Source organism: Brevibacillus sp. FSL L8-0520 (assembly GCF_037963895.1).
GTDB lineage: Bacteria > Bacillota > Bacilli > Brevibacillales > Brevibacillaceae > Brevibacillus > Brevibacillus borstelensis.
In genome coordinates this window covers 1004274-1031065 of record NZ_CP150171.1, presented here as the reverse complement: position 1 = coordinate 1031065, position 26792 = coordinate 1004274, and the positions used below count along the sequence as shown (strand labels likewise).

28 protein-coding genes and 1 riboswitch are annotated in these 26792 nt (G+C 53.4%); of the genes, 12 read left to right on the top strand and 16 right to left on the bottom strand.

Going from position 1 to position 26792, the window contains the following annotated elements:
- Positions 1 to 123: 123 nt before the first annotated feature.
- Together NSQ24_RS05365 and NSQ24_RS05360 are read right to left on the bottom strand one after the other, a co-directional pair.
- Complete coding sequence (locus tag NSQ24_RS05365; protein WP_251237653.1) at positions 124 to 1044, bottom strand: response regulator; 921 nt, start codon at positions 1042 to 1044, stop codon at positions 124 to 126.
- A gap of 4 nt (positions 1045 to 1048) precedes the next feature.
- Positions 1049 to 2326 carry a sensor histidine kinase gene (locus NSQ24_RS05360; RefSeq protein WP_339167371.1) on the bottom strand — a complete coding sequence of 426 codons (1278 nt, stop codon included), beginning with the start codon at positions 2324 to 2326 and terminating at the stop codon, positions 1049 to 1051.
- A gap of 195 nt (positions 2327 to 2521) precedes the next feature.
- Between NSQ24_RS05360 and NSQ24_RS05355 the strand changes: the two genes are divergently transcribed.
- From NSQ24_RS05355 to NSQ24_RS05345, 3 genes are read left to right on the top strand one after another with little or no spacing between them, the layout of a single operon-like run.
- The gene (locus NSQ24_RS05355; RefSeq protein ID WP_003391074.1) at positions 2522 to 3535 is read left to right on the top strand and encodes a TAXI family TRAP transporter solute-binding subunit; all 1014 of its coding nucleotides are present in this window, start codon (positions 2522 to 2524) and stop codon (positions 3533 to 3535) included.
- A gap of 7 nt (positions 3536 to 3542) precedes the next feature.
- Positions 3543 to 4073 carry a DUF1850 domain-containing protein gene (locus NSQ24_RS05350; protein WP_003391073.1) on the top strand — a complete coding sequence of 177 codons (531 nt, stop codon included), beginning with the start codon at positions 3543 to 3545 and terminating at the stop codon, positions 4071 to 4073.
- Entirely contained in the window at positions 4054 to 6015 is a 1962-nt protein-coding gene (locus tag NSQ24_RS05345) for a TRAP transporter permease (RefSeq protein WP_031932127.1), read from the top strand. Before NSQ24_RS05350 ends, NSQ24_RS05345 begins: the two co-directional genes overlap by 20 nt.
- 178 nt (positions 6016 to 6193) lie before the next feature.
- Here the strand turns inward: NSQ24_RS05345 and NSQ24_RS05340 are convergent, their stop codons facing one another.
- Together NSQ24_RS05340 and NSQ24_RS05335 are read right to left on the bottom strand one after the other, a co-directional pair.
- Positions 6194 to 7318 (bottom strand): cation:proton antiporter, encoded by a 1125-nt coding sequence (locus tag NSQ24_RS05340; protein WP_339167369.1) that lies wholly within the window; start codon positions 7316 to 7318, stop codon positions 6194 to 6196.
- A 169-nt stretch (positions 7319 to 7487) separates the two neighbouring features.
- The gene (locus NSQ24_RS05335) at positions 7488 to 8345 is read right to left on the bottom strand and encodes a S1-like domain-containing RNA-binding protein (RefSeq protein WP_339168013.1); all 858 of its coding nucleotides are present in this window, start codon (positions 8343 to 8345) and stop codon (positions 7488 to 7490) included.
- A gap of 361 nt (positions 8346 to 8706) precedes the next feature.
- Here NSQ24_RS05335 and NSQ24_RS05330 point away from each other — a divergent pair, with 361 nt between their 5' ends.
- A complete protein-coding gene (locus NSQ24_RS05330) occupies positions 8707 to 9486 on the top strand; it encodes an undecaprenyl-diphosphate phosphatase (protein WP_003391064.1) in 780 nt (259 codons plus the stop codon).
- A 171-nt stretch (positions 9487 to 9657) separates the two neighbouring features.
- Here the strand turns inward: NSQ24_RS05330 and NSQ24_RS05325 are convergent, their stop codons facing one another.
- Both NSQ24_RS05325 and NSQ24_RS05320 read right to left on the bottom strand, forming a co-directional pair.
- Positions 9658 to 9864, bottom strand: coding sequence for a hypothetical protein (locus NSQ24_RS05325; protein WP_003391063.1), 207 nt, complete (start codon positions 9862 to 9864; stop codon positions 9658 to 9660).
- Positions 9865 to 9920: 56 nt separating this feature from the next.
- Positions 9921 to 10283, bottom strand: a complete 363-nt coding sequence (locus NSQ24_RS05320; protein ID WP_024985408.1) for a toprim domain-containing protein — start codon at positions 10281 to 10283, stop codon at positions 9921 to 9923.
- A gap of 165 nt (positions 10284 to 10448) precedes the next feature.
- Between NSQ24_RS05320 and NSQ24_RS05315 the strand changes: the two genes are divergently transcribed.
- From NSQ24_RS05315 to NSQ24_RS05295, 5 genes are all read left to right on the top strand, one after another.
- A complete protein-coding gene (locus tag NSQ24_RS05315; protein WP_003391057.1) occupies positions 10449 to 10610 on the top strand; it encodes a hypothetical protein in 162 nt (53 codons plus the stop codon).
- A gap of 264 nt (positions 10611 to 10874) precedes the next feature.
- Positions 10875 to 12119: an MFS transporter gene (locus tag NSQ24_RS05310; protein WP_024985407.1), complete on the top strand. Its 1245-nt coding sequence runs from the start codon at positions 10875 to 10877 to the stop codon at positions 12117 to 12119.
- 125 nt (positions 12120 to 12244) lie between these two features.
- Positions 12245 to 13582 carry an ammonium transporter gene (locus NSQ24_RS05305; RefSeq protein ID WP_031932125.1) on the top strand — a complete coding sequence of 446 codons (1338 nt, stop codon included), beginning with the start codon at positions 12245 to 12247 and terminating at the stop codon, positions 13580 to 13582.
- Entirely contained in the window at positions 13482 to 14642 is a 1161-nt protein-coding gene (locus NSQ24_RS05300) for a DUF294 nucleotidyltransferase-like domain-containing protein (RefSeq protein ID WP_003391050.1), read from the top strand. Before NSQ24_RS05305 ends, NSQ24_RS05300 begins: the two co-directional genes overlap by 101 nt.
- Before the next feature lie 12 nt (positions 14643 to 14654).
- Entirely contained in the window at positions 14655 to 15386 is a 732-nt protein-coding gene (locus tag NSQ24_RS05295) for an exonuclease domain-containing protein (protein WP_003391048.1), read from the top strand.
- A gap of 79 nt (positions 15387 to 15465) precedes the next feature.
- Here NSQ24_RS05295 and NSQ24_RS05290 read toward each other — a convergent pair whose 3' ends face one another.
- The 9 genes from NSQ24_RS05290 to NSQ24_RS05250 all read right to left on the bottom strand — a co-directional run bounded on the left by NSQ24_RS05290 (position 15466) and on the right by NSQ24_RS05250 (position 23032).
- On the bottom strand, positions 15466 to 15939 hold the full coding sequence (locus NSQ24_RS05290) for a YbaK/EbsC family protein (RefSeq protein ID WP_003391046.1): 474 nt from the start codon (positions 15937 to 15939) through the stop codon (positions 15466 to 15468).
- On the bottom strand, positions 15932 to 16648 hold the full coding sequence (locus NSQ24_RS05285; protein ID WP_024985404.1) for an MOSC domain-containing protein: 717 nt from the start codon (positions 16646 to 16648) through the stop codon (positions 15932 to 15934). Before NSQ24_RS05285 ends, NSQ24_RS05290 begins: the two co-directional genes overlap by 8 nt.
- 31 nt (positions 16649 to 16679) lie before the next feature.
- Complete coding sequence (locus NSQ24_RS05280) at positions 16680 to 17480, bottom strand: NAD kinase (RefSeq protein WP_003391042.1); 801 nt, start codon at positions 17478 to 17480, stop codon at positions 16680 to 16682.
- 141 nt (positions 17481 to 17621) lie between these two features.
- Complete coding sequence (locus NSQ24_RS05275; RefSeq protein ID WP_003391040.1) at positions 17622 to 18071, bottom strand: NUDIX domain-containing protein; 450 nt, start codon at positions 18069 to 18071, stop codon at positions 17622 to 17624.
- A 177-nt stretch (positions 18072 to 18248) separates the two neighbouring features.
- Positions 18249 to 18650, bottom strand: a complete 402-nt coding sequence (locus NSQ24_RS05270; protein ID WP_024985402.1) for a YugN family protein — start codon at positions 18648 to 18650, stop codon at positions 18249 to 18251.
- Positions 18651 to 18839: 189 nt separating this feature from the next.
- Positions 18840 to 19934, bottom strand: a complete 1095-nt coding sequence (locus NSQ24_RS05265) for a hypothetical protein (protein ID WP_339167367.1) — start codon at positions 19932 to 19934, stop codon at positions 18840 to 18842.
- 116 nt (positions 19935 to 20050) lie between these two features.
- Positions 20051 to 21169, bottom strand: coding sequence for a glycine oxidase ThiO (gene thiO / locus NSQ24_RS05260; RefSeq protein WP_031932123.1), 1119 nt, complete (start codon positions 21167 to 21169; stop codon positions 20051 to 20053).
- Positions 21170 to 21264: 95 nt separating this feature from the next.
- A riboswitch (TPP riboswitch) is annotated at positions 21265 to 21377 on the bottom strand.
- Between the two features lie 61 nt (positions 21378 to 21438).
- Entirely contained in the window at positions 21439 to 21684 is a 246-nt protein-coding gene (locus tag NSQ24_RS05255) for an excisionase family DNA-binding protein (protein ID WP_003391033.1), read from the bottom strand.
- Positions 21671 to 23032 (bottom strand): glucose-6-phosphate isomerase, encoded by a 1362-nt coding sequence (locus tag NSQ24_RS05250; protein WP_003391031.1) that lies wholly within the window; start codon positions 23030 to 23032, stop codon positions 21671 to 21673. The genes NSQ24_RS05255 and NSQ24_RS05250 overlap by 14 nt, the downstream gene beginning before the upstream one ends.
- A 232-nt stretch (positions 23033 to 23264) precedes the next feature.
- On the opposite strand from NSQ24_RS05250, the gene NSQ24_RS05245 reads away from it, so the two are divergent.
- Genes NSQ24_RS05245 through NSQ24_RS05235 form a run of 3 tightly spaced genes read left to right on the top strand, consistent with a single transcriptional unit; the run spans position 23265 to position 26461 of the window.
- On the top strand, positions 23265 to 24530 hold the full coding sequence (locus tag NSQ24_RS05245) for an efflux RND transporter periplasmic adaptor subunit (protein WP_031932122.1): 1266 nt from the start codon (positions 23265 to 23267) through the stop codon (positions 24528 to 24530).
- A gap of 27 nt (positions 24531 to 24557) precedes the next feature.
- Positions 24558 to 25277: an ABC transporter ATP-binding protein gene (locus tag NSQ24_RS05240; protein WP_024985396.1), complete on the top strand. Its 720-nt coding sequence runs from the start codon at positions 24558 to 24560 to the stop codon at positions 25275 to 25277.
- A complete protein-coding gene (locus tag NSQ24_RS05235) occupies positions 25274 to 26461 on the top strand; it encodes an ABC transporter permease (protein WP_003391025.1) in 1188 nt (395 codons plus the stop codon). Before NSQ24_RS05240 ends, NSQ24_RS05235 begins: the two co-directional genes overlap by 4 nt.
- A gap of 132 nt (positions 26462 to 26593) precedes the next feature.
- Here NSQ24_RS05235 and NSQ24_RS05230 read toward each other — a convergent pair whose 3' ends face one another.
- Positions 26594 to 26773: a hypothetical protein gene (locus NSQ24_RS05230; RefSeq protein ID WP_035990244.1), complete on the bottom strand. Its 180-nt coding sequence runs from the start codon at positions 26771 to 26773 to the stop codon at positions 26594 to 26596.
- Between the last annotated feature and the right edge of the window lie 19 nt (positions 26774 to 26792).

Genomic DNA, 26792 nt, shown 5'->3' with positions numbered 1-26792 from the left:
GTCACATGCCTTTGCTGCCTGATCGGCATGCGCAGGCTCTCTTTCTATTAATAGTGCTATCTTACCATAAATACCGCCATGATCAAAAAGATTGTACTCTTACGCCGCCTCGTTCTTCTATTGTTATCCCAACAAGCGCTTTGCTTCCAGATAAAGCACCAGCATAAACTTTTTTGTGTTGATTTTCGTCGACGACGGGCCGGGCTCGATCTGGTTTTCCAGCTCCCTCATCCGCTTGCGCACTTCGGTAAAATCAAAAAAAGTGGAGGCGTAGGTCTCGAATTTCGGATTCGCGTAGTCAGTCAGTCCAAGTGAGGCCAGATGGGAAAGCGCCTGGTAAATCGCCCGGCGTACCCGTTGCTCCGCCGCTTTTACTTCCTTTTGCAGCTCATAGCCGCTCGCCTGATCGCCCAGCTTTTTTTGCGCGACAGCCAAAAAGATTTCTTTTAATGCAGGGAATTTGTAAACGCCTGTTTGCATACCTTCTTGACGATGGAGATAATCGAGCATTTCCAGCAGGTCCTTGCTTCCGCTCTCTCCGATCATGCCCAGCTCGGTCAGCAAAAACTTGCCAGGTGTCTGGATTGTCTTCTCGGTAAACGGCTGTTCTCGCGGCTCTCTTGCCGCACCGCCCTGGAGCACGCTGAGCGAGCGTTGAATCCCTTCAATGGAACGCTGCAGCAAGATCCTCTCCTGCACTTTTTGCAAGACGCTCAAAACCTCCAGACGGTTGATCGGCTTTGTAATGTAGTATTCGATTCCAAGCGAATACGCCTCCGCGATCATTTCCTTCGACTCGATCTGGGAGATCATGACGATCCTCCCCTCGAAGCCGATCAACTGCCGGATCGTTTCAATCCCGTCGCGGTTCGGCATCAGAAGATCGATCAAGAGAATGTCGACCTGTTTCAATCGCAAAAAATCTCCGTCAATTTGCGAGCCGTCTTCTGCTTCTCCCGCTATTATTCCCAGATCGGCATCTTCGATAATGTGAGCGAGCATCGAACGCACCGCCTGATCGTCATCCGTGATGAAGTAACGCATGCTATCAACCTTTCTGGACCAGATTTGCAACCGGCAAACGGATCGTAAAAACCGTTGTGTACCCGTCCGTTCCTTCCAACAGCTCCACCTGTCCCCGCAAGTTATCCGCGACTTCCTTGACATAGCAAAGGCCGATTCCCGTAGAAGGATTTCCTGACACGTCGTATTTGGTCGTAAAACCGGGCACGAAGAGAAGCTCCCGATTCTTCGGAGTAATGCCGGGACCATCATCCTTTACTGTAAAAAGAAGAAACTGGCCTTCTTCCAGCTTCACAGTGATGGCGATCGCACCGCGCTCGCGGATCGCTTCCACTGCGTTTGCTGCCAGATTGTTTAAAAGGGACAATGTCGTAAATATATGGCAGGCGAGAAAAGGAACATCCACCCGATAGGTCAGCCTGATATCCTTTCCGAGCAGCCTGGCGTACTTTTCGTTTGCCCGCACAATCACTTTCAGCAGTTCGCCCAGAGGCATGTAATCCCGGTCGTTTTCGTCCGAGATGAGCTTGGAGAGGCCTGCATAGATCCGCTGGTTGTCCTTTTTCACTTCGTGCACCTGTCCGGCAATCCGGAGCGCCTGCTTGGCGTAGCCCTTTCCCTGTCCGTCCGTTTCCTTTAGTCCCCGATAGAGCTCATAGCAGTCTCTGGTGATCTCCTCCACATCCTGGAGCGTCTTTTTGAGATGAATGGACTCCTCGTACAGGCTGGAAACGAGCATGAGCATGTGCTCATTTCGAGTGCGCTGCTGCTCCTCCATCCACTTGGCCTGCCGAAGCTGAATCATATTGAAGAAGCTCAGCACGAAAAAGCTGCGGATCAGAGCGATTACGGCGACAGAGCTGATCACTTCCCACTGAAAAACGGCATCCCACTGCGGAGAGCGGAAAGCCAGCTCGACCAAATTGGCGGCGATTTCGGCAACAGTAGCGAGCAAACCGACTGCTAACGGAACATGATGAAGCTGATTGACGCGAAACAGCGCAAAAATAACCGAAAAAGTGACGTAAAAGAAAAAAGCAGGAAGATGCATCTGGAACGATGCGAGCAAGTCAAAAGGCTCATCGGCGATCCAATCGAGTCCCAGCCGAAACAGGATGACCATGCATCCCGTAAGCGGCCCACTTATATAGGAAGGGATTTTCCTCAGCCATAGCAAAAAAAAGAAAAAGGCCGTCGTTCCAAAGCTGATCCGAAAGTCATCCTGAAACGGGTGAAACTTCAGTTCTCCGGCAATAGGGACGGCTATCAGCATCAGCAGCAAAATGTATACGCTTTCTCTCATAATCGTTCGCTTTCTTTTGTCGAATGGTTTCGACATTTATTTTACTATATTTTCGTATAGTTTTTTGTAGTTTTTTATAGGTATGCGCTTACACTGCTTGATGGTAGTACCTTTGTCTTCGCATAAATATTGTATTCTTGCGAAAAAGAGGTACTATAGGAAATGAACAGATATTTTAAATAAGGGGGAATTTTCATGAAAAAACGCAGTCTCCTTCTTTCTCTGACACTGCTTCTGACCATGTCTTTGGTCACAGCCTGTGGCGGCGGTGGCGGAAACAGCGCCCAAGGCGGCAATGGTGGAAGCACCGGCGGAAGCGGTGGCGGAAGCAACGATCCTTCCCAGTTGATCATCGCAACCGGCGGAACCGGCGGAACTTACTATCCTCTGGGCGGCGGTATGGCTGACCTGATCGGCAAAAATGCCGGCGTAACCGCTACGGCGCAAGCAACTGGAGCTTCGGCTGAAAACATCCGCCTCATTCGCGACAAGAAAGCTGATATCGCTTTCACACAAAGTGACATCGCCGATTACGCCAGCAAAGGCGAAAATATGTTCCAGCAAGATGGCAAAATCGATGCATTCCAGGCGATGGGTGCTCTCTATAACGAGACGATCCAAATTGTTGTTTCCAGCGACAGCAACATCGCAAGTGTAGCTGACCTGAAAGGCAAACGCGTATCTGTAGGCGCACCTGGAAGCGGTACCGAGATGAACGCACAGCAAATTTTGGAAGCATATGACCTGAAGTTTGATGATCTGCAACTGCAGCGCCTCTCCTTCGCTGATTCTGCGAAAGCAATCCAGGACGGCAAACTGGATGCGGCATTCCAAACTGCTGGAACTCCAACCGCTGCGATTACCGAATTGGCTGCGACCAAGGGCGTAAAAATCATCCCGATTGACGCAGACAAGATCGATGCGCTGATCGCAAAATATCCGTTCTATGTAAAAACAACAATTCCGGCCAACACGTATCAAACGGTTCCGGAAGAGATCAACACTGTCTCTGTCAAAGCCATGCTCGTCATTCGCGCTGACCTGAGCGAAGATCTGGTGTACAAAGCGACCAAAGCGATCTTCGAAAACACTGACAAGCTCGGCCATGCCAAGGCAAAAGAAATCACCATTGAAGAAGGACTTGCCGGCGTGAGCTTGCCTGTACACCCTGGCGCGAAGAAGTTCTTTGAAGAAAAAGGCGTAAAGTAATTACCCTATGTTTCTGCAAAAACAAGTAGGAACCGGGAAAGGGCGGACGTCGTTCCGCCTTTTCTCCTTACTGTGTCTCATCGCTGTGCTTTCACTGGTTGTCATCCCCTTCTTCCCGTCTCTGGTCATCCGCGACACGGAGACAAACCGGCCGATCTGGAGCGGCCGCATCGAAGAAAATGGCACATTTTCCATACGTTGGACTCATTCCATTCACCGCACGCCCGTGGTAGAGACCTACCTCATCCGAGACGGGCACATCCTTTTATCCGAAATGTCTTTTCAGGATTACGGCATTGGCATGGAAAGCGAACTTGCTCCCGGAGAAAAGCTGATCAGCCAAGACGGCCAGTTTCGCGTTGTCAATATGAATCGCGCCTTCCCTGCCTTGCACCTGTTCATCGGTCAGGTGAGGGCTAATCATACACTGCTTTTCGCTGGAAGGGAAATACCGCTCGCAAGCGTCGACAGGCCGGGAGCGGCCGTTACCATTCAGGTGGAGAAGCGTTCCATTTTGAATGAGATTGGAGGGTACTAGATTGAGCACACAAAATATGAGTCAGCAAGAGATGGACCAGCTAATTGCTCAGTACGACAAGGAATCGGCCGTACGGAATTACATCGGCCCGATGAAATGGATTACCTTTTGTCTGTTGGTTTTGTTTACGGTTTATCAGCTAGTCAGTACGATCTTTTATGCCCTGCCCCCGCAAATCCACCGTCCGATTCACTTGGCCTTCGGTCTGGGTTTGATCTTCTTGTTGTATCCGCTCAGCACGAAAAGAAATAACCATAAGATTGGCATTTTCGGAATACTCCTGGCAGTCATCGCCTTTGTCCTCCCTCTCTATTGGGTATACGATTACGAGGGACTGGTCGTACGTACGGGGAACTTTACCACGCTCGATCTGGTAATCGGCGGTATCGCCATCGTACTCGTACTGGAAGCGGCTCGCCGCGTTGTCGGACTTCCGATCGCCATCATCGCCTCTCTGTTTTTGCTGTACACATACTTCGGTCCGTATATGCCCGGTTTCCTTGAACACCGCGGAAACGATGTCGACCGGATCATCGGCCACTCGTTCTTTACGCTGGAAGGGATTCTGGGCACACCGCTTGGCGTATCATCTACGTTCATTTTTCTGTTCATCCTGTTTGGGGCTTTTCTTGAAAAGACTGGCGTAGGGCAATACTTCAACGATCTCGCCCTCGTCGTCGCTGGGCGCCGCATTGGCGGACCGGCAAAAGTGGCGGTCTTCTCCAGCGCTCTGCAAGGAACGATCAGCGGCAGCTCGGTCGCAAACGTAGTAACTTCGGGGTCCTTTACGATTCCCATGATGAAACGCCTCGGCTACCGCAGTGAATTCGCCGGTGCCGTCGAAGCCGCTTCATCTACTGGCGGACAGATCATGCCGCCAATCATGGGGGCGGCAGCCTTTCTGATGTCCGAGTTTTTGAACAAGCCTTACTTCGAAATTGCCAAAGCAGCTGCACTTCCAGCCATTCTCTACTTCACCGGAGTTTGGATCATGACCCACCTGGAAGCAAAACGCCTCGGCTTGCGCGGGCTGAAAAAAGAGGAATTGCCCGATAAAAAAGAAGTATTGAAACGGATTTACCTGCTTTTGCCGATTTTTGTGATCATCTTTACCTTGATGAGCGGTGTTTCACCTGAGATGTCCGCCATTATCGGGATTGCTTCTACGGTTGTCGTAGGCGCCTTCCGCAAAGAGACACGCATGTCTATTTCCGATATTCTGGAAGCCTTCGCTTCCGGCGCCCGGACGGCGTTGGGGGTAGTTGCCGCTACCGCTTGTGCGGGAATCATCGTAGGTACAGTCACCCTTACCGGTATCGGTCTCAAACTGGCAAACGGTCTGATTGATATGGCAGGCGGCATTCTCTTCCTGACCCTGTTCTTCACGATGATCGCTTCGCTGATTCTTGGTATGGGTACGCCAACGACAGCCAACTACATCATTACGTCGACGATCGCAGCACCTGCCTTGATCCAGATGGGTGTTCCCGATCTCGCCGCTCACATGTTTACGTTCTACTTCGGTATCGTTGCGGACATTACGCCGCCTGTCGCCTTAGCGGCCTTCGCCGCCGCCGGCTTAGCCAAATCAAAGCCGATGCAGACCGGGGTACAATCGACCAAGCTGGCGATCGCCGCCTTTATGGCTCCGTACATTTTCGTCGTCTCACCGCAATTGCTGTTGATTGATACCACCTTTATGGAATCGCTCTGGGTAATGATTACTTCTGTACTCGGCATGATTGGTGTCGGTGCCGGAATTATCGGTTTCTGGATGTCCAAATTGAATCCGTTGGAGCGCATCCTGGCAGCAGCCGGCGGCATTCTGGCTGTTATTCCTGGATTGACCACGGACATTGCCGGTCTCGCTCTTCTGGCAGCAGTCTTCGCTTATTCCATTTACAAAGGGCGTAAAGAAAAGCAGGTTACTGCATCTGCCTAAAAAGCGAATAAACCAACTGCATGTTTACGAAAAGCGGGCTCCTCTTTTAGAAAGGGGGCCCGTTTTTCGTATCAAGTTGAGCATAAATGATCAGGTCTGGCAAAGCTTGATCATCAGCAGCCGTTTTTTATCACCCCGGCATTCTCTCAGGGCTTCATTCTCTACGGCCTTCACTTTCTCATGCCTTGAAAAACGCCTTCATCATCGGCGGGGTTACCACCGTTGTTACTAACACAACGATCACGATGACCGGAAACAACTGCTCCGCCAATAGCCCGCTTTCCAGTCCGATTGCGGCAATGATCAATGCCACCTCGCCTCTGGAGACCATCGCCGAGCCTATGCCAAATGAGCTTCTCCAGTCAAATCCGGCAAAAAAGGCGCCGACAGCCGAGCCAAGCAGCTTTGTCAATATCGCCAAAAGGCTGAGCGCTGCAATGACCCCTATGTAGCTGCCAAGTCCTTCGAAGTCGACCGCGATCCCGATAGAGGTAAAGAAAACAGGCACGAATACCGAGTAACCAATCGTTTCCACCTTTTCGAACACTTCATGCTTGAAATCGGTCAGGCTGATCGCCACTCCCGCGATATAAGCTCCAATAATATCTGCAACACCTGCGTATTCGGCCATTGCGGCATAGAGAAAACAGATGATCAAGCCTGCAGAAATCACCGATTCTGTCACGCGGAGAGGGGCAAATCGTCTTAACAGCCAAGGAACGGCGATCCACCCCAACAAAATGGCGACCACAAAAAAACCTGCCTTTTTGGCAATCAGCATGCCCAGGTTCACTTCGCCTCCGGCCGCACTCATGAGAAACGCCAGGATGATAATCACCAGAACGTCATCGATTACAGCGGCACCCAGAATGGTCATGCCTTCCCTGGACTTTAATTTGTCCATCTCTTTAAGGGCTTGCACGGAAATGCTCACACTTGTCGATGAGAGCAGCAGTCCGAGAAAGATCGCTTCAAAGGTCGACATATCCAGAAACAGTCCGGTTGCATACCCCAGCGAGAGGGGGACGATGATGCCGATAACGCCCACATAGGCGGATGCCTTGCCAGTCCGCTTGAACTCTTCGATATCCGTCTCTAGCCCAGCGAGGAACATAAGCAAAATAACGCCGATTTCGCTGAGCTCATCGATAATTTCCGTGCTTGTGATGATGCCCAAAACCGCAGGGCCGAGGATAATCCCGATCAGAAGCTTTCCGAGAACCGATGGCTGTCCGATTCTGGCAGCGAGATCACCGGCTATTTTCGATGCGAGCAAAATAATCGCCAGCTGAAAGATAATCATGCGTACGACCACCACTCCTCCATGCCTAGCTTTTGAAATCGGGACCATTATTATGTCCAGATTCAGCTATCGAGACTTGGCAAATACAGCAATAGGCAACGCCGCGATTCCAAAAGAAAAACGGGCTCCTTTTTTAGAAAGGGGGCCCGTATCGTGTGAGATATGTTTTTCAAGAATGAGGCGGTGTGGGGATGTCCACCAGTCTCGTCCATCCATTTGCCTGCTCTACTCTCCGCTCTTTCATCAATTTTCCCAGCGCTCGTTTGAAGGCGGATTTGCTCATGCCAAACTTCTCCTTGATGACATCGGCAGGCGTATCATCTGTATACGGCATAGCTCCATCCCGATTGTTCAAATACTGAAGCAGCTTGTCGGCATCTTCTCCGTACTGCACTTCTTTGCGAACGCGCATCGATCCGTTGATCCGTCCGTCTTCGCGAACGTAGCTGACTCGGCAGCGGATGGATTGGCCCAGGCGGAGAGGTTCCGTCATTTCGTCCCTGTGAATGAACATGACGTGTTCTTCCTCGGTGAATAAAAACGCCCCGGCCGCAATTACTTTGTAGACTGTTCCCTCTACCCACTGATTGTGCATTTCGCTCGTCGCAGGTACCGAGATTTTGGTGATTTCTTCCTCTGTGACCGGCTTGGCCAAAAGGCGCCCCAGCTTGTCCCGCTTCAATGTAACCAGCAGCCTGTCGCCGATCCGCGGCCACTCCGCCTTCAGCTTGGGCAGATCATCTGTGAACAGGAGCAAGTGCTTTTCGATGCCGTTGTCCAAAAATACGCCCATCCGCGGCATAATATCCACTACTTCCAGCCAGCCGTATTCATTCAAGCCTACATAGGGCATGTCCATGGTGGCCGCCAGCCGATTCTCGTGGTCATGATACAGAAAAACCTCTGCTGTGTCGCCTATGGAGAGCCTTCCTTCCGCTTCTCTGCGGTGGAGGAACACTTCATCTTCTCCGGCTCGCAGAAAGTAACCCGGCTCGATCTCCCTTTCCACGGTCATGGTCAAGAGCATCCCTGCCTGCAATCCGGCGGGAGGCGTGTAGGCCTTCTTTTTTGCCGCTGAGCTGATCAGCCTGCCGCTCAAATCGCGCAGCGGCCGTTTATTTCGTTGACTCCGCTGGTCTGGACGATTCCTTTGATTCCTTGGGTTTCGTTGGTTCATTTTCGTTTATCCTCGCTTCCGTGCATGTGCACCCTAACTATACCTATTTTCCTTTGGTAAATTCCACAACTTTTTACAACAGACAAGCACGATCCAGTGAAAAGAGGCAAGTCTCCCTTTTTCCCACATACATATGGTGTACAAGGGGGCAGTATTTTGTCCTTTTCCCCCTAACAACAATGTACATGTAAAGGATGGGAGCGAACAGACGATGTTGGTTTTGCTTGAGCATATTTTTCTCGGAATCGTACAGGGCTTAACCGAATTTTTGCCGATTTCCAGTACAGGCCACCTGGTTTTGTTCCGGATGCTGTTTGATATGCAGGAAGCCGGGCTGCTGTTTGATACCATGCTTCACTTTGGCACCCTCATCGCGGTGGTGATCGTCTTTTGGTCCGAGGTTCGACACGTTTTATTGAATCCGACCGGCAAGCTGGCACGATTGCTGTTCGTCGGAACGATTCCTACGGCCGCCATCGGTCTTCTTTTTGAGGACTTCTTTGAAGAAATATCACGGACTGGTTTGACGATCGGCTGGGAGTTCCTCGCTACTGGAGCGATCCTGTGGGCGGTAGAATCCATGCGCAGAGGAACCCGCACCTTTGAACAAATCACCTACGCCGACGCCCTGATAATCGGAACGCTGCAGGGTGCCGCCATTTTGCCTGCCATCTCCCGTTCCGGACTGACTATCGCAGGATCACTGATGCGCGGGATTGCCCGTGCGGATGCGGCCCGTTTTTCGTTTCTCCTGTCGCTCCCGGCTATTTTGGGGGCATCGGGTTTGCAAACGGTGAAGCTGATAAAAACTCCACTGGAAACAATCGATCTCATACCGATGATTGTAGGAACGGGATTTGCTGCAATTGCCGGCTATGTAGCCATTCGCTGGATGCTGAAAATTATCAGCAACGGTTCGATGAAGGGCTTCGCCGTCTACGTATGGATACTGGGAGCCGTCATCCTTGCCATGCAATTCATGGGACATTGATCGGACAGACAGGTGGCCGTGTAACAGGGTCCGACCTGTCTGTCCGACCGCCATGCAGCGCCGCCACACAGCCTTGCAACGGATCGAAACCGCATCAAGCGGCCTGAAAAACGGCATCAAAACGGCCTCGAAACGGCATGAAAAAAGCCGGCCCTAAGCCGACCGACTCCTTCATTTGCTTTCTTCCCTGTCGTCATAACGGCTGGCGACCAGTTTGGCTACAAGCAGGACAATCCCGTAAAACGCCGTGGCTAACAGCGAGGTAGCGAGCCAGGTCGCCGTTCCCAGAAACAGATACAGCAGTGCGTGAGCGGCAAAGATGCCGATCAACCAGACGAACACATTCATTCGGTTTATAAAGGACGCCAGGCTGTGCAAACTACGACACCTCCAACAAGAGCATCTCTTGTTGTTATTGCCGTTCCCGACTGAAGTTATCCCCGCCCATAATCACTTTCCTCATTTCCCCCAACCACCGAAAAGCCCGCCCGCTCGAGGATGTTTGCCAGCACGTCCAGCGGAGTGTGCGCCACCTGGGCGTAAAGTGCCTGGGTATGCAGGTGAGTGGCATTCGGAAAATCCTCCTGCAACTGGGAGCGCAATTTCTTGCCGCTGTCATCCTCGTCCGTAAAGATGTAGATCTCTTCTTCCTCTTCCAATTGCTCTTCCAGATGGGCAGCTTTTTCGGCGCTGTATGACCCGTACGTACAGACGATCAGGACCGGCTCCGCCAATACTTTTCGGAGCCTTTCCCGGTCTGTTTTTCCCTCGACGATAATAGCCCGTTCGTGATCCATCCCGGAGGCCTCCTTTCCCGGTTGTTCCACAAGTTATTTTATAGACTTAGTATACCTTACTTGTGTAAAGCGGGAGCAATATTGCGGCAAAAAGTGGCTGAGTAACGAGGTGATCGGGATGGAAACGTAACAGTGAGATGACCCCCGGAAAGGAATGAGTGCCACATGGCAAAGTGGAAAAGCGCGAAAAACCTGAACCAAAAAGGCTTGGCAGTCACGGGCTTGACGAGCAGCACAGTAGCTGACGACACGCATACAGAAGACAATCAGGGCCATTCCAAAGCGCATAATCAAGCGGATCGTACAAACGACAATCGTCCCATGTAGCAGGGACTGCTGGCTGAAGGAGCCTGACGGAACCTGAATAAACCGATCATAAGCAAAGAAGCCTGCTATCAAACAGGCTCCTTTGCTTTTTCATAAATTACCGCAGTATAGACGCGGCTTCACCCACCTATGCCCAGCAAGCGAACCGTGAATAAAAAGCGATGAGCAGCGTCTGCGGATATTCCTTTACTTTATCAAGGCTGCCTGCTATTCTGATCTGGTAAAAATATTTTGTCTGAATATTCGCAGGACGGAGAGATGGGTGTGGAATCGTCAGCATTGTGGAAAAACCGTTCGTTTCTGCTGCTGTGGCTGGCTCAGCTGACTGCCAATATCGGCGACCAGTGCTACAGCTTTGCCTTGCTGTGGTATCTCCTGCAAGCCACCCAATCAGGGACAGCGCTGAGTCTGCTGGCCATCCCTGAAATGACAGCGGGCTTGTTGTTCTATTTAATCGGAGGCGTACTGGCGGACAGATACAATCCTCGTTCGCTCATGGTCGGAGCTGACCTGGCCCGCATCAGTGTCGCTGTCCTCGTTGGAATCATGACAGCACTCGGCGTCAAGCAGTTCGCTTTTTTCCTGGCCGCCCAATTTTTGATCGGTGTTTTCTCCAGCCTGTTCCACCCAGCTCGTACGGTCGCATTGAAGGCAATCGTCCCTATTGAACAGTTAAGCCGTTCCAACGCCATCCTGGATACCACCTTCCGGACCGTGCGTATCGCCGCGCCAATGACGATCGGTGTAATTGCAGCGTGGGTGCCCTTGTCCACCCTGTTTTTTATCAATGCGTTTGCTTATCTGCTGTCCGCATGCTTCCTCTATGCCCTGGGGAAAATCCCGCGAAGCGGTCAGGAAACGGTGACGAGCCGTTTATCTGCGGGGCAGTACATTCGCGACATCGGATATGGCTTAAAAGAGCTTCAAACCAATCGCTTGTTGTTCGTTATCCTGCTATTCAGCAATATGGGCTTCCTCGTCTGGCAGGTGTGCTGGAACGTAGGATTTCCTTTTCTCGCAAACGAGATGGGGCAAGGCGACAGCAGTATGCTCGCAGTCCTGATCGGCTTCTACGGGATAGGAAATCTGCTGGGCAGTCTCTTTATGGCCCGCCTCCAGTATCAGCGCCACCTGCTGGTCATCATCGCCGGTTGGCTTGTTCAGGCGGTCGGATTTCTTCTGCTGACGCAGGGGCTCGCCCTCCATTGGCTCGCTTTTTTGGCAGCCGCCATCGCGGGCGTTGGCGGACCTTTGATCGGAATCCCCACCGTTACCGCCATCCAAACAAAGGCGGCCGATTCCAACACCGGCAAAATCTATGCGCTGAATATGCTGATGTTCACCGGATTTTCCATGCTCTCCAGCAGCATGGGGGCCCTGTGGCTCGGAACATGGCCCGTCAAAGAGCTATTTTTCGCAAGCGGATTGTTCCTGGCCATTATGTGTGCGCTCGGATTGGCACTTGAGCGGAAGGCCAGACAGGACAAACACCAGTCATTCTCGGCATGAGCCGGGGGCTGGTGTTTTCTTTTTGCAGTTTTCAGAAAAAACGGATTGCATTCTTTTTTCTTATGTCATATAATCTGACACAAATATACAATGTCAGATAAACTGACATAAAAGGAGTGGAAAGGATGGAACCGACATTCGCTTCTCTTGCCTCTGCGATTGATGCTACATGGGTCATGGTCGCAGCCATACTGGTAATCTTGATGCAAGCCGGCTTCGCCCTTTTGGAGGCAGGCTCGACCCGGATGAAAAATGCCGGCCACGTAGCAGGAAAAACCGTGCTCACCTTCGGACTTTGCACGCTTGCGTTTTGGGCCCTCGGTTTTGGACTTACCTTCGGAAACGGCAATGAATTTATCGGGCTTGGCGGATTTTTCTTCGATCCCTCCGGCGAAAACGCTGCTGATTCCTTCAGCAATGCCTTTGCCGCCGACATTCCCATCTCCCTCTTTTTTCTGTTCCAGCTCGCTTTCGCAGCCGTGTCGCTGGCCATCGCCTGGGGCGGCTTTGCCGAGCGGGCAAAGCTCTCCATTTACGTCATTTTCAGTTTTTTGTTTACCATTGTCATTTATCCGGTCATCGGCCACTGGGTATGGGGCGGCGGCTGGCTGGCAGAACTCGGCATGCAGGACTTTGCCGGGTCTACCGTTGTTCATCTCCAGGGTGCCGTTGCGGCTCTGGCGGCCACCATCCTGCTGAAACCGCGGATCGGCAAATACAACCGAGACGGCAGCTCCAACCCGATCCCCGGACACAACCAGGTGTACACCGTACTTGGCGTGATTCTCCTCTGGATCGGCTGGTTTGGATTCAACGCCGGCTCGACACTGGGCAGCACCTCGGGCTTTTTTGCGTATGTCGCATTGACGACCAATCTCGGGGCTGCCGCCGGGGCTGTTGCCGCCATGGCGATCGCCTGGTCCGTCACGGGCAAGGCGGATATTCCGACCATGTTGAACGGCGTCATCGCCGCACTCGTAGCGATTACTGCTTCCTGCGCATTTGTGGAGCCTTGGGCCGCCGTAGTCATCGGTTCTGTGTCAGGTATTCTGACATACTTTACTGCAATCTGGTTTGACAGAAAAGGAATTGACGATCCGGTTTACGCCTTTTCCGTCCATGGCGTGGCGGGTATCTGGGGGACATTGTCCACTGGATTCTTTGCCACTCCCGAATTAGTCGAACAGGCAGGCGTAGGCGCTCCCGGCCTGTTTTACGGCGGCGGCTGGCACCAGCTCGGCGTTCAGGCGCTTGGTCTGGTCGGGTCCCTCTTGTACGTCTTTATCGTTTCGTATGTCATTCTGGCAGCCTTAAAAGCGACTATCGGCCTGCGAGTAACCGAGGAAGAAGAGGTGATCGGTCTTGACCTTAGCGAACACGGGGGATACGGATATCCCGAGCTGCTTCCCGCAGAACATATCTCCTCCTTCAAACGAAACGGCTCTCATTCTCTCACCCGATGATGTCCACCGGATCAGCGAAGCCTCTACTTTTCGCGAGCTTGCCCTCCTGTGCGGGGAGCTGCTGGAAACGTCGCGGCTGGAGGGCATCCGGAGAGCTGCCGAGCTGGCTCCGTTTGCCGTACTCGTCAATCTCATCCACGAGCGTCTGATCCGGCAGGGTGTTCTCCTCGCCGTCCGACAGCTGGCAAAAATGGGCGTAGGTACCCCGCCCGTCCCCTTTGCCTATCTGCAATTCGGCAGCGGCGGCCGGTGTGAACAGGCAGTCGCAAGCGATCAGGACAATGGACTCGTTTATCAATTGCCGCATGGCTTATCGACAAAAGAACGGGAAAATATCGAAGGCTATTTTCATCTTCTGGGAGCCGTCATTGTACAGGGGCTGGAGCAGGTAGGCTATCCCCCCTGCCACGGGAATGTCACATGTGTCTCCGCCCGCTGGCGCGGAAGTACGGAGCAATGGATGGAGCGCCTGGAGCACTGGGCCTCTCACCCTACCTGGGAACATTCCCGCTATCTCCTTCTTTTCAGCGATGCGCGCGTCATTTGGGGGGAGCCTTCCGCCTTCGCCACCGTTGCCGGTTATTACCGGACCCTGCTTACCAACAATCCTCTTCTGATCGAAAGGCTGGTGAGCAATACGCTGTACCATCGCATCCCGCTCACCTGGCTTGGACGGCTGGCGCCTGATCAGAGCGGGCGGTATCAGGGGGCCGTCAATGTAAAGGAGGGCGTCTACCTGCCTTTCGTCAATTGCGTCCGCCATTTCTCCCTCGCCCATGGAATTTACGTCACCTCAACGCTGGAAAGACTGCTTGCGCTGCGTACGCGCAGGATTTGGCCAGAAGCGTTTTGCCGGGATGTCGAACAGCACTTCCGCTTGTTGATGGGACTTCGGCTGATCACCCCCTTGCATTGGAGAGACGGGCAATACGGCAGCAACAGCTATGTCAAATTGGGGGAGCTGTCCCAGGACACTTTGGCGATGCTGCGCCGGGCGATGAAGCTGGCCTTGAAGCTGCACGGGAAGACGAAGAATCTGCTCGATGTCTATCGTCAATAGGGGGGCACCTGCATGGCAAAATGGAATGGCCTCGGCCGCTTGTGGCACCTGAGCGGCCGAACCTGGGGAAAGGGAGTTGCTTCCTGGTGGGAAAACAGCGGAGATCTGGGGGCACATGCCTTTCTGCGTTTTTTGGAAAGAGAACAAGAGCACGCTCGCAAATGTATTGATCTGCCGCTTGCCAATCTGGAGGTCGTCGTGGTGGATCTGGAGACGACCGGCTATGATCCTGACCGCGGTGATGCGATCTTGTCTATCGGCGCCGTTGCCATGCGAGGTGACCGGCTTGTACTGGGCGATTCTTTTTACAGTCTGATCGACCCTTGCCGTCCTATCCCGCCGCACGTCTCCTCGCTTACCGGCATTCGCGAGGAGATGGTGCGTTCGGCACCCGATTTGGCTACCGTGCTGACTCGCTTCTTCCAGTTCGTCGGCGACCGGCCGCTGGTCGCCCATCACTCTCGCCACGAACGCAATTTTTTGCGGGCGGCGCTCTGGAAGACGAGCAGGCGGAAGTTTACCCATCGCTTGCTGGACACGATGCTGCTCATCCGGCTGTCGGGCGAGGTGATTGGCAACGGATCGCTGGACGCTTTATGCGCCAGACACAATATTGTTATCTCCCGGCGGCATCATGCTTACTGCGATGCGTTCGCTGCAGCCTCGCTCTGGGGAATCTACTTGTCGCTAGCCCGCCATAACGGATATACGGATTTGCGGCAGGTCTATGAAGCATTGCGCTAAAAAGAGGGACCACTCTCGTCTCACACCCAGACACGAGAGAAGGTCCCTCTGCTGTTCAACGTCTTAGAACATACACTTGTTACTCGGCAGACTGAGCGTCAATGACCCGGGCTCCCGTCATCTCGACGAGAGCTTGAAAAGAGACCGGCAGCAGCGATTCCGCAATCCCGGCAGCCGTATAGACGACCGGAAACCGCTCCAGAGAGGAGTCGACGAACACCGGCACCTCTGTTTGCAATGCAAACGGGCAGACCGCCCCCACCTGAAAACCGGTTATCTCTGCTACTTCATCAGGCGAAGCCATCTTCGGCTGACCGCCTTCCAGACACTTTTTTACCCGCTTGGGGTGAATTCTCACGTCGCCTGCCGCCACAAACAATCCGTAGCGGTCACTGCAGCGGAACAGGATGGATTTGGCAATCTGGCCTGCCTCCACACCCAATGCCTGGGCTGCTTCCTCCGTTGTGTTCAGCTTCTCCTGAAAGATCAGAGGTTCGATAGCGGGATCATATTGTTTTACAAAACGGGACACGCGTTCCAATGGATTAGACATAAAATACAACATCCCCTTCGGTCACTTGCCCCGGTCGAACGACAGACGCATACACCCCGAAATGATTGTCATGCCGTTTTACGCAAGTTTTTAATACAGCCGGATTCATCTGGAGCGTATCCGGATCGATGTTGACATAATGGCAGCGCTCACAGTGCTTGTTTACCTGCAGGACAACATCGTTGATCTGCAAGTGCTTGCCGATCCATTCGTCCTCGGCAAACGGACGGTCTTCGTCCAATGCGACTACCAGATTGGCCCGGAACCGTCTCGGATCGATACTTTCCCAGCCGATCAGTCTGGCGATTTCCCTCAGGGAAGCGTCCGTCACCAGCAGGATATGGTCTTCCCAGTTCTTCCCGCCTTCTTGCGGCGTGCTCATCAACGGCGTGATCTGGCGATTGGCAGTACGCGCGACATCAGCGAACAGCGCTTCCTCCCAGCCGTACTCCGCCCCATTCGGCGTTTGAATCCGCACCTCGGGATAGGCGTCTTCACCAGACTCGCCCAGCAGACGTGCTGAATACCCGAGCAATCCGGGGATGATATCCGCACTCAAGTATTTTCCGTTGCGGGATTCGTCCAGAAAAGCATATCCTCTGTCACCGTACAAGCCGAATCTGTCCACCAGGCTGGTCTGAAGCTGCTCGCCTTTCATCGCCTTGACAGGATGACGGAAAATGTTCGTTACTGCCCCGACTCTCTTCATCCCCATACTCCTCCCCACAAGCGTTCTTTTTTTATCCGGTGATAAACGATTTTCTCACCCGACTCCAGAAGGTGAGCTTCTTATACCTGGCAAACTTCACTTTCTCTCCCCCTACCCGACAAGTAATCGAGCGGACGTCTTTCCATACCCCTTGCTCCCTGTCCAGCCCAATCATGATCTCCGGGTTCATGACAATCAATTCTACTTCGTGATGATTGGGCAGGACGAGCGAGCTGTTTACCGTCCGATAAGCCTGATTGTTGATAGAAGCAATCTCCGATAACTGAATAGCCTCGATAGAAGGATGCACCAGCGCCCCGTTGACTGCTTTGTTGTAGGCGGTACTGCCTGACGGAGACGAGACGATCAGGCCGTCTCCGCGAAAGGTCTCAAACTCATCCCCGTTTATGTACACACAGGCAACCAACGTAGAGAGCGAGGCATTGCGGATCACCAATTCGTTCAGCGCCCATTTGTCATAGGTGATGCCCTGTTTGGTATGAATCCGGCATTGAACCGTCGGATATTCGACGATAACCGGCTCCGTACGCTGTGTCAGCACCTGTACGAATTCGTCCAGCTCATCGGGGTGCCAATCCGCGTAAAAGCCCAAATGACCGGTATGAATGCCGACATAGGCCGGTTCAAAGCCGTATTGGTGGACGGCCTCCAGAAGCGTTCCGTCACCCCCGATGGACAACACCATATCCGGTTTTTCTTCGGGACTTTCGACGAAACGAAATGGACAGTCCGGCTGCAGCAATTTTTCCCGCAATTGACGGCAAACTTCCCTTGTATAATCATCTTTCCGCAGTACGGTAGCTATTTTCATGGTGCAAACCCTCGCTTTACATAGAACAAAAAGCCTCTTCAAAAAGGCCCTTTGGATATCCTCATCTTGATTTGTCGTTACTAGCCTACGCTCGCTATCACTATATCACAGCTGATGCCGGGATGCATGTTCTTTCCAGCTTTACCATCGGTCTGTCGTGTATTGCTGTCGGCAAAATTCCTGAAGCCGCCGTTTTGTCGCCGGCGTCAGCTCCTCGGGAAGCCCATCCCACGTAAAAAAGCGCATTTCCTCTACCTCGGGGTCACTCGTGTCGCGTTCGTGCAAACGGTATTCCCCGACATGAAAAAGGGCAATGTAATCCCGTTTTCCTTCTCTTTCGCTGTAATACAAATGGCATAGCGACAGCGACTCTGCTTCTGCGCGGCACTCTTCCCACAGCTCGCGTCTCGCCGCATCGGCAAATGATTCCCCTCGCTCGACACCTCCCCCTGGCAAGTACCATCCCTGGACATAGGTGTGGCGAACCAGCAGTACACCCTTGTCCCTGTCTGTCACGATGATGCGCACTCCCAGTGTCAGAGGCTTTCTGAGACGCCAGTACCATCTAAGCAGCGAATGATACCATGCCACGGTCCTCCACACTCCCTGTCTTTGAAAACTTGCTTTCATCTGTCACCATTTTACATTACCTTTCTTCTCCCTGCTATGCGGACAGAAGCAACAAAAAACGTCGGGCCCTTGGAGAAATCGTCACATCGAACAAGAAAACGGGCCAATCGTGTCGATGGCCCGCCGCATGTCTGCGATTCACGCAAATCTTCTTTCCAATTCCCTTACCATGGCTTCCGCTTTTCGCATCCAGTGCTCATCGACTGCGGCATCCTTGTCTACCGGCTCCTGAAATTGATTCATGGCCGCAGACGCAACGGCAGAGTAGTAGCCGATGTCCGATTCAATCCCCTCTCGGTAGACGTGCTTCAGGACAAACGGCGTTCCGAGCTCCAGCCAGGCGTCTTCGCTGTCCAGCTCGCCCTCCTGCACCTGAACGGGAATCCGCAGAAAGACCATGCCCGCTTCGTCCAGCTTTTTATCCAAATAACCCGCATTGTAATCCCAGTTTGCCAAGGTAAAGCCGTCCGGCTCCAGAGCTTCCCGAAAAAAACCATACGTCCCTCTCGTTCCCGGCAAACTGCTTTGAATGGTTTGCATCCAATCCCTGCCTTTCCGACATTTTGCCGTTAGTGTGTGACAAATGGGGGAGAAGTAGTCATTGAAGGACGTTTGGAAAACCTGGCTTTGCCAGGCTTTATGGCGAAGCCTCAGTTGGACCAAAAAAAGCCTCAAGGCGGCTTTGCCTGGAGGCTTTTTGCACTTGGATGCTCACACCTGTACACTCGCCTAGATCAGCGCGATGGACAGCAGAGAGAACAGCGTCAAAGGAATGACTCTTTTCCGGCAGCGGCGACGTGGAATCGGTGCCACGCAGGATGATTCCAACGTTTTTACGACGGGCGGACATGGTACGGGTGGCGGCGGTGGCGGCGGAGCTGGTGCGATCGGTCTGTACGGCGGAAATGGCGGATACGGAGGAAATGGGTACGGAGGGTACGGTGGATATGGCGGGAAAGGACTGACACCCGGGCGGACATCCTCGGCCGGACTGACCCTTTGATCTTTCGGTTTTTCCGTTTCCGCCGGACTTACCCGTGTCGGTCTTTCTAATGGCGCCACCAAGGGAACGCACGGTATGCAATAAGGCTGTACAGGCGGCTGTATGAAAGACTGTACAAAGGACTGTACAAAAGGGAATGGTCTTGTGACACTTTCCGGAGAAACCGCTGTGTAGGGGCTGACCTCAGAATAAGGCATCATTCCGGGATACAGACGGGCGTTCGGTCCCGTCGCGAATGGACTGACTGCTGTATACGGACTTACGCCAGGATAAGGACGACTGTTGGGCCCTGTTTCATACGGGCTTACCGCCGTATACGGGCTAACCCCTGGATACGGTCGGGCGTTGGGCCCCGTTGCATATGGACTGACTGCTGTATATGGACTAACCCCCGGATGCGGTCGGGAATTGGGTCCCGTTGCATATGGACTGACTGCTGTATACGGGCTGACTCCGGGATACGGACGGGCGTTCGGCCCTCCGCTCGCAAATGGGCTGACCGCTGTAAAGGGCGGACGCATATTGGGATCGGCCGGGTCGTACGGGGAACTGTAGGACACTTGCTCTACATCCAACTCATAGCCATCCCAGTCTACTTCCTCCGCCTCGTCGTCATCCACCTCTTCTTCGACTTCCAGATAGACGTGGTCGTTGTCCCAGTCTACGATCTCTCCTTCGTATATCTGTCCATCCAGCGCTTCGATCCGAACCTTTTGCCGGGCATGCTCCTGGCAAACGTTTTGGACCGTATGGCGGATATCCTTGATCATGCTGACAGCGGCAGTGTCAACATGAAACAATTGCTTCTTAGACTCCTCCATCTATTTGACTCCTCCCCTCTGGTGTTTCTTTATTACCATATACGCCAGCCTATGGGGAGGTGTCTATTTTCCAGAGGGGACCAGCCCATTTTCCGATCAGGCCGTACCCATGAGCCTTATCTGTTTGTTGTCGACCCGAGGAACCGGGATGGCAAAAAGGGTTGCAGCGCATCTTCGCGTCCGCTCTCCACATAATCCGCCATCACCTTTGCTGTGACCGGAGAAAGCAAAATGCCGTTCCGAAAGTGGCCGCCCGCAATGGAAACGCCCTGCCATCCCGGTACGGGTCCAAGCAGCGGCATGCTGTCTGCTGTAGCGGGACGCAAGCCTGCCCACGCCTGCTGGAAGGCTGCTGAATGCAGAGCGGGCACATACGGCATCACACCGTCCAATACTTTCGCAAGACCGCTCAGCGTGACATGCCGCTGAAAGCCCGCTTCATCCTCGGTCGCTCCAAGGACGATCTTCCCATCCAGCTTGGGCGTGATGTACCCGGATGTGCCGAAGATGACGGTACGCAAAGGGATTCCGCTGGACGATACCGATGCCACCTGCCCGCGTACCGGTCTGACGGGCACAGCAAAATCGAGCCATTCGGCCATAATCCCGGCCCATGCGCCAGATGCGATCACGGTATGCCCGGCTCGCAGAGGCCCCGTGGTCGTTTCTACACCGACGATCCTGCCCCCTTCTTTTGCCATTCCGGTTACAACAGAGCCGGAAAGAAGCGTCGCTCCCATTTTTTTGCAAGCGGCTACCAGAGCATTCAGCAGCATGCGGTTGTTGATGTGCCCTTCTTCAGGCGAGTAGATCCCCGCGATCGCCTGCTCGGTCAAGAGCGGCTCGACTCTCCGCATCTCTTCCCCTGTCATCCACTCAACCGCATAGCCCGATGCCTTTTGCCACTTGTATTTTTCCAGCAACGCGCCCGACTCCGGCTCGGTAAGAGCTACTGTCAGCAGTCCGGATTTGCACGCCTGCACGTCAATGCCTGTCCTCGCTTCCAGCTCCTCTGCCCATTTCGGATAGAGCTCCAGCGACTTCATGCCCAGCTCCAGCATCGGCCCTGGCTGCGAAAATTCCTTCAGCGGCGCCAGCATTCCCGCTGCTGCCGATGAAGCCTGGCCTCCCCATTCTCCTTGCTCCACTACAGTCACGGCCATTCCTCTACAGGACAATTCATAGGCGAGACTGAGTCCGATGATGCCTCCGCCAACAAGTAAACAGTCGGTCATGCTGCTTCCTCTCCTTATCAAATGGAAAAGCCCACCCTCTCCGGCAGGAAAAGGTGGGCACAACACGCATCCAACGCATCAACGGGCGAAAAAATATCCGCCTGTAACCACTTCCCTGCGCCAGCATGATCTGGATCAGGTGCAAAGGGTCGACGGTCATCGCTTCCGTCCTCTCAGCCCAGCAAGATGGACTCCCCCAGTTACTTTTCATTCTATCAGTTGTCTTCTTCAGTATAGTCCTCTGGCCGCAAATCTGACAAGGGCTGAACTTAATCTTCGTCCTTCACGTCGTAGCTCTCCGGGATCGGCTCATGCTTCTGTTCATCCTCAAACTCCCGGAGCTTTCGGATCTGTTCCAGATGATGCTGAAACTGCTCCTTGTTGATCAGATACTCTTCCCCGTTGTGAACGGCACGGATTCGCCCTTCGCGGATTTTTTCCAGAATGAACGTCTCCGGCAATTCCAGATACTCGGATGTTTCGGCTACAGTCAGGTAGGTTTTAGTCGTCTCCACGAATTCTCGCTTCCAATTCTTCTTTCATTTTTTCAAAGCCGGGCCGCCCGAGCAATGCAAACATGTTGGCTTTGTAGGCCTCTACCCCGGGCTGGTCAAACGGATTGACCCCCAAGAGGTAGCCGCTGATCGCACAGGCTTTTTCAAAAAAATACACCAGCTCACCAAAATGATACGCTGTCAGCCTGGGAATTTCCACTACGAGATTCGGAACACCCCCATCTACGTGGGCCAGCATCGCTCCCTGCAGCACCTTTTGGCGGACGAAATCCATCCCTTTTCCAGAGAGATACTGCAAGCCGTCCAGATTGGCCGGGTCGTCTCCGATGGTGACGTCAACGTCAGATTTATGCACGGTCAAGACGGTTTCAAACAAGTGCCGTGTTCCGCTTTGCAGATATTGGCCGATGGAGTGGAGATCGGTTGAATACTCTGCGGATACAGGAAAAATCCCCTTGTTGTCCTTCCCTTCCGACTCGGCAAAGAGCTGCTTCCACCATTCCGCGAAAAAACGGAACCGGGGTTCGTAGCCGACCAGCACTTCAATCAGCTTGCCCCTTCGATACAGAATATTGCGGACAGCGGCATATTGGTAGCAAGGATTGTCTGCCAGCACCGGCGACAAAAACCGCTCTCTGGCATCTGCCGCTCCTTGCATCAGCTCATCCATATCGATTCCGCCGACAGCGATCGGCAAAAGACCGACGGGAGTAAGAATCGAAAAGCGTCCGCCCACATCCTCGGGAATGACAAAGGTCTCATACCCCTCGCTCTCGGCAAGCTGGCGGAGCGCTCCCTTCGCTCTGTCTGTCGTAGCGTAAATCCGGCTGCGGGCTTTTGGTCGTCCGTACTTTTTCTCCATCCAGCTGCGAAACAGGCGAAAAGCGATAGCCGGTTCCATTGTCGTTCCCGATTTGGAAATGACATTCAAAGAGACTTCTTTTCCCTCCAGCAGCTCCAGAAGATGAGCGAGGTAGACCGGACTGATGTTGTTGCCGACAAAATAAATCTCCGGTACCCGTCGTTTGCCCGCAGGCAGAAGATTGGTGAAGTGATGCCCGAGCATCTCCAGCGCTGCCTTGGCTCCAAGATACGACCCGCCAATGCCGATGACCAAGAGCACATCCGAATTCTCCTGGATTCTCGTCGCTGCCTGGACGATACGTTCCCGTTCACTTTTCTCGCATTTGATCGGCAAGTCCAGCCAGCCGCGAAGCTCGCTCCCTGCTCCCGTCCCCTGATGGAGCTGTATGTGCGAGCGCAATACTTCAGGAGCTAGCTGGTCTAAATCTGTCTGCTCGAAAAATTTGCACGCATGGGAGTAGTCAAAACGAAGCGTCTGGTTCATAGCTCCCTCCCTTGGAAATCCTGCTATGCTCCCTACATCTTATCGCTTCGGCCGGGCAAGGGTTCGACAAAGACAGCGCCCCATTTTTCCTTCACTTCTCCCTGCTCCCATGGTTTTGTGAAATTGTGAACATTCCATGAACAAAAAGGTTACCTTGTTACTTTTTTACTTGCCCCCCGTAAAACAGTTTCGTAAAGAAGGTATACATTATTTGGCAAGGGGATTAGAAGACATGAAAAAACGATGGTGGATGATCGGGTCCGTCGCCGCCGTACTGGTGATCGGAACCGTTAGCGTAAATCTTTTGAGTCCCGGTCAGGCGATGGGCATGCCTGTCCAGATCGGGACAGTAGCCACATCTGCGCTGGAAAGCCGCATCCTGACCTCCGGCAGTGTAGTCGTGGAGGATAAATACAGGGTGTACGCAAATGTGAACGGGACGCTGCGTGAATTCTCCGTCAAAGAAGGCGATCTCGTTAAAAAAGGGCAGGTTATCGGGAAGATTGACACCTCTGACGTAGAGAGCCGACTCCTGGAGCTGGACGCACAGATTGAACTGGCACGAGCGAATCTGTCCAAAGCGCAAGCAGGAAATGAACCGGAAGAGCTGGCACAGGAAAAAGAACGGGTCGCCCAAGCCCAGCGCGAGCACGATGCCGCTCAAAAGGAATACGATCGGCTGCAGCAGCTGTTCGCATCCGGGGCCACTACGCAGCAAGAGGTGGACAAGGCAAAAAGCCAGCTCGATTCTACGCTCTCGTCACTGAACGTCTCCAAGCAGCAGCTGGCATTGAAGCAAAAGGGACCGCGCAAAGAGGAGCTCGCTTCTCTGCAAGCGCAAATCAACAAGCTTCAGGTGGAGAAGGCACAACTGGAGAAGGAGCGCACCCAAAGCGTGTTGGTCGCTCCCGAAAACGGCACCGTCATCAGCCTGGCTGCAGACAACGGCCAGTACGTAAACAAAGGAACGGAGATCTTTACACTCGCGAACCTGAACAACCTGCTCATCCAGGCCGATATCAGCGAGTCCGACGTAAGCAAAATAAAGCTCGGTCAATCGGCAGTCATCGAGGGCAGCTCTCTTGGAAAGCAGAAGCTGAATGCCAAAGTGGTGCGAATCTCCCCGATTGCCGTAACCACGCAAAACAGCTCCGGGCAAGGTGAAAAAACACGCGTCAAAGTCACTCTCCAGCCTGATGGCGACGTCTCGGCTCTCAAGCCCGGGTTTCACGTCGACATCAATATCCTGACGGAGAAAATCGACAATGCCATGCAGGTGCCGATCGAAGCGATTCAACAGGAGGCGGACGGCAGCACATTTGTTTGGGTAGCCGACAATGGCACGGCCAAGAAGGTAAACGTTGAGGTCGGCATGGAAAATGAGCTTTCCTCCCAGATCAAGTCGGGACTAACCGGCAATGAGCAAATCATCCTGAGTCCTCTGGATGCGATCCAGGAGAATGCGCCAGTCACCCCGTCCCCCATGGCAGGAATGTAACTACTTTGCAAAAAAGGAGGTCGGCCCATGCTTTACGTGGAAGGCCTGACGAAAACATATAGGACGGGCGATTCGGAACTGCCCATATTGCGAGGGGTAAACCTCTCCGTGGAAAAAGGGGAATTTGTCGCCATCATGGGACCGTCCGGCTCCGGAAAATCAACCTTCATGAACATGCTCGGATGTCTCGACCGGCCGGATTCAGGAACCTACGTGCTGGACGGCATCGAGGTCAGCAAGCAGAACGACCAGCAGCTTGCTCTCGTCCGCAACCAGAAAATCGGCTTTGTGTTTCAATCGTTCAATCTGCTGCCTCGCTCCACTTCCTTGCATAATGTCGAACTGCCGATGATGTACGCGGGCATCAGCCGCTCCGAACGAAGAAAGCGGGCGATGGAAGCATTGAAGCGAGTCGGGTTGGGCGAGCGGATGAACCACAGGCCGACACAGCTCTCCGGCGGACAGAAGCAGCGGGTGGCAATTGCCCGTGCGCTCGTAAACCGGCCAGCCATTTTGCTTGCAGACGAACCTACGGGAAATCTGGACAGCCGCTCCGGTACGGAGATCATGGCCATGTTTCAGGAGCTGCATGAGCAGGGTGTAACGATCATTCTCGTTACGCACGAGCTGGATATCGCCCAGCATGCAGAGCGCATCGTCACCTTCAAGGACGGTGTCATTATGAAGGACGAGCGCGTGGAAGAGCGCCTGACCGCCGTCCCGTCCGATGAGGTGATTCTGACATGAATTTTTGGGAAGCGCTGCGTACCGCCATCGATGGCATCTGGGCCAACAAAATGCGCTCCGGACTGACCATGCTCGGCATCATTATCGGGATCACATCCGTCATCGCCGTTAACACGCTTGGCGAAGGCGGACAGAGGGCCATCACCAGCGAAATGGAGAAATTCGGGCAAAACAGCTTTAATATCTATACCGATTATGAGAGCAAGGAAGAGCACTCCAATGACGACCTGACAGTGGAAGACGCCGAAACCTTGAGCCGTATCAGTCCCTACATCGAGCGGCTCGTCCCGTACAATCAATCCAACTCGATCGTGAAGGGTCCGAAAAAGGAAGAGCGGGTGAATGTTTATTCGACAACCGCTCACTACCTGGAGATTCAGCCTACGGTAAAAATAAGCAAGGGACGCTTCTTCAGTGAAGCTGACGACAAGGAGCTGCGAGCCGTCATCGTGCTTGAGGATGAATTGGCAAAGAAGCTGTTCGGACAAATGAACCCGCTCGGCCAGCGGGTACGGATGGGAGACAACTCGCTTGTCGTAATCGGCACCTACAAGGAAGAAAAGTTCCGCTTTGACATGAGTCAAACGTACGGCGCCTATATCCCGATCCGCTACGACCTGAGTTTTCAAGAGGAGCCTTTTGTCAGCACGCTGATCGGAAAGGCAAAAGACAAGGAGTCGGTCGAAGCCGCGATGAAGCAGGCTACCCAATATTTGTCCCGCAAGCATCAAAAGGAGAATCATTACCGCTCCTTTAGCATGCAGGAGCAGGTCAATCAGTTCAATCAACTGACCGGAACGCTGACGATTATTTTCAGCGTCATCGCCGGCATTTCCCTGGTCGTAGGGGGAGTCGGCGTCATGAACATCATGCTCGTCTCCGTTACAGAACGAACGCGGGAAATCGGCATTCGCAAAGCACTGGGGGCCCGCCGCCGGGATATCCTGATGCAGTTTTTGATCGAATCGCTGATCGTCTGTCTGATCGGCGGCCTGATCGGGGTACTGCTCGGGCTCGGAGCCGCAGCGCTGGTTTCTTACTTCGCCCAGCTCCCGCCGCTGTTGTCCTGGAACAGCATCTTCATCGCATTTGGCTTTTCCAGCGCCATCGGGATCTTTTTCGGATTGTACCCCGCAAACAAAGCGGCCAAGCTTGATCCGATCGAGGCGCTGCGCTACGAGTAAACTTTAACTTTACTTGCAAACATGAAAAGCAGCTGATCAATCACCTCACGATTGAGCAGCTGCTTTTTTACGTCTGCCAACCTGTATCATCGTTCAACCGGCACAAAGACTGGATCGGCCATCAAAGCTTTCTCATGACAAGGTCGGGGTATCCGCCACGAGCTTCAGGACAAAGAACAGCGTAATGCCGAAGCTGGCTACCGCCCACCACAACACTTTTCCACCGGGTCTGCCCGCTTTGTAGATGCGAAGCAACCGCCAGGTACCCACCGTTACACAGATGACACTGACAAAGAGCAGGATGGTCCCCACGGTCATTCCCCCTTTCCCC

Excerpts from the sequence above, each read along its gene's own strand:
- NSQ24_RS05235 (WP_003391025.1), top strand. The coding sequence starts at position 25,274 with ATGAATTTTTGGGAAGCGCTGCGTACCGCCATCGATGGCATCTGGGCC.
- NSQ24_RS05285 (WP_024985404.1), bottom strand. The coding sequence starts at position 16,648 with ATGAAGAGAGTCGGGGCAGTAACGAACATTTTCCGTCATCCTGTCAAG.
- NSQ24_RS05340 (WP_339167369.1), bottom strand. The coding sequence starts at position 7,318 with ATGATTATCTTTCAGCTGGCGATTATTTTGCTCGCATCGAAAATAGCC.
- NSQ24_RS05350 (WP_003391073.1), top strand. The coding sequence starts at position 3,543 with ATGTTTCTGCAAAAACAAGTAGGAACCGGGAAAGGGCGGACGTCGTTC.
- NSQ24_RS05355 (WP_003391074.1), top strand. The coding sequence starts at position 2,522 with ATGAAAAAACGCAGTCTCCTTCTTTCTCTGACACTGCTTCTGACCATG.
- NSQ24_RS05250 (WP_003391031.1), bottom strand. The coding sequence starts at position 23,032 with ATGAACCAGACGCTTCGTTTTGACTACTCCCATGCGTGCAAATTTTTC.
- NSQ24_RS05265 (WP_339167367.1), bottom strand. The coding sequence starts at position 19,934 with ATGGAGGAGTCTAAGAAGCAATTGTTTCATGTTGACACTGCCGCTGTC.
- NSQ24_RS05345 (WP_031932127.1), top strand. The coding sequence starts at position 4,054 with ATGAGATTGGAGGGTACTAGATTGAGCACACAAAATATGAGTCAGCAA.
- NSQ24_RS05335 (WP_339168013.1), bottom strand. The coding sequence starts at position 8,345 with ATGCTCTTGACCATGACCGTGGAAAGGGAGATCGAGCCGGGTTACTTT.
- NSQ24_RS05365 (WP_251237653.1), bottom strand. The coding sequence starts at position 1,044 with ATGCGTTACTTCATCACGGATGACGATCAGGCGGTGCGTTCGATGCTC.
- NSQ24_RS05315 (WP_003391057.1), top strand. The coding sequence starts at position 10,449 with ATGGCAAAGTGGAAAAGCGCGAAAAACCTGAACCAAAAAGGCTTGGCA.
- thiO (WP_031932123.1), bottom strand. The coding sequence starts at position 21,169 with ATGACCGACTGTTTACTTGTTGGCGGAGGCATCATCGGACTCAGTCTC.
- NSQ24_RS05280 (WP_003391042.1), bottom strand. The coding sequence starts at position 17,480 with ATGAAAATAGCTACCGTACTGCGGAAAGATGATTATACAAGGGAAGTT.
- NSQ24_RS05305 (WP_031932125.1), top strand. The coding sequence starts at position 12,245 with ATGGAACCGACATTCGCTTCTCTTGCCTCTGCGATTGATGCTACATGG.
- NSQ24_RS05360 (WP_339167371.1), bottom strand. The coding sequence starts at position 2,326 with ATGAGAGAAAGCGTATACATTTTGCTGCTGATGCTGATAGCCGTCCCT.
- NSQ24_RS05295 (WP_003391048.1), top strand. The coding sequence starts at position 14,655 with ATGGCAAAATGGAATGGCCTCGGCCGCTTGTGGCACCTGAGCGGCCGA.
- NSQ24_RS05270 (WP_024985402.1), bottom strand. The coding sequence starts at position 18,650 with ATGCAAACCATTCAAAGCAGTTTGCCGGGAACGAGAGGGACGTATGGT.
- NSQ24_RS05240 (WP_024985396.1), top strand. The coding sequence starts at position 24,558 with ATGCTTTACGTGGAAGGCCTGACGAAAACATATAGGACGGGCGATTCG.
- NSQ24_RS05330 (WP_003391064.1), top strand. The coding sequence starts at position 8,707 with ATGTTGGTTTTGCTTGAGCATATTTTTCTCGGAATCGTACAGGGCTTA.
- NSQ24_RS05245 (WP_031932122.1), top strand. The coding sequence starts at position 23,265 with ATGAAAAAACGATGGTGGATGATCGGGTCCGTCGCCGCCGTACTGGTG.
- NSQ24_RS05290 (WP_003391046.1), bottom strand. The coding sequence starts at position 15,939 with ATGTCTAATCCATTGGAACGCGTGTCCCGTTTTGTAAAACAATATGAT.
- NSQ24_RS05320 (WP_024985408.1), bottom strand. The coding sequence starts at position 10,283 with ATGGATCACGAACGGGCTATTATCGTCGAGGGAAAAACAGACCGGGAA.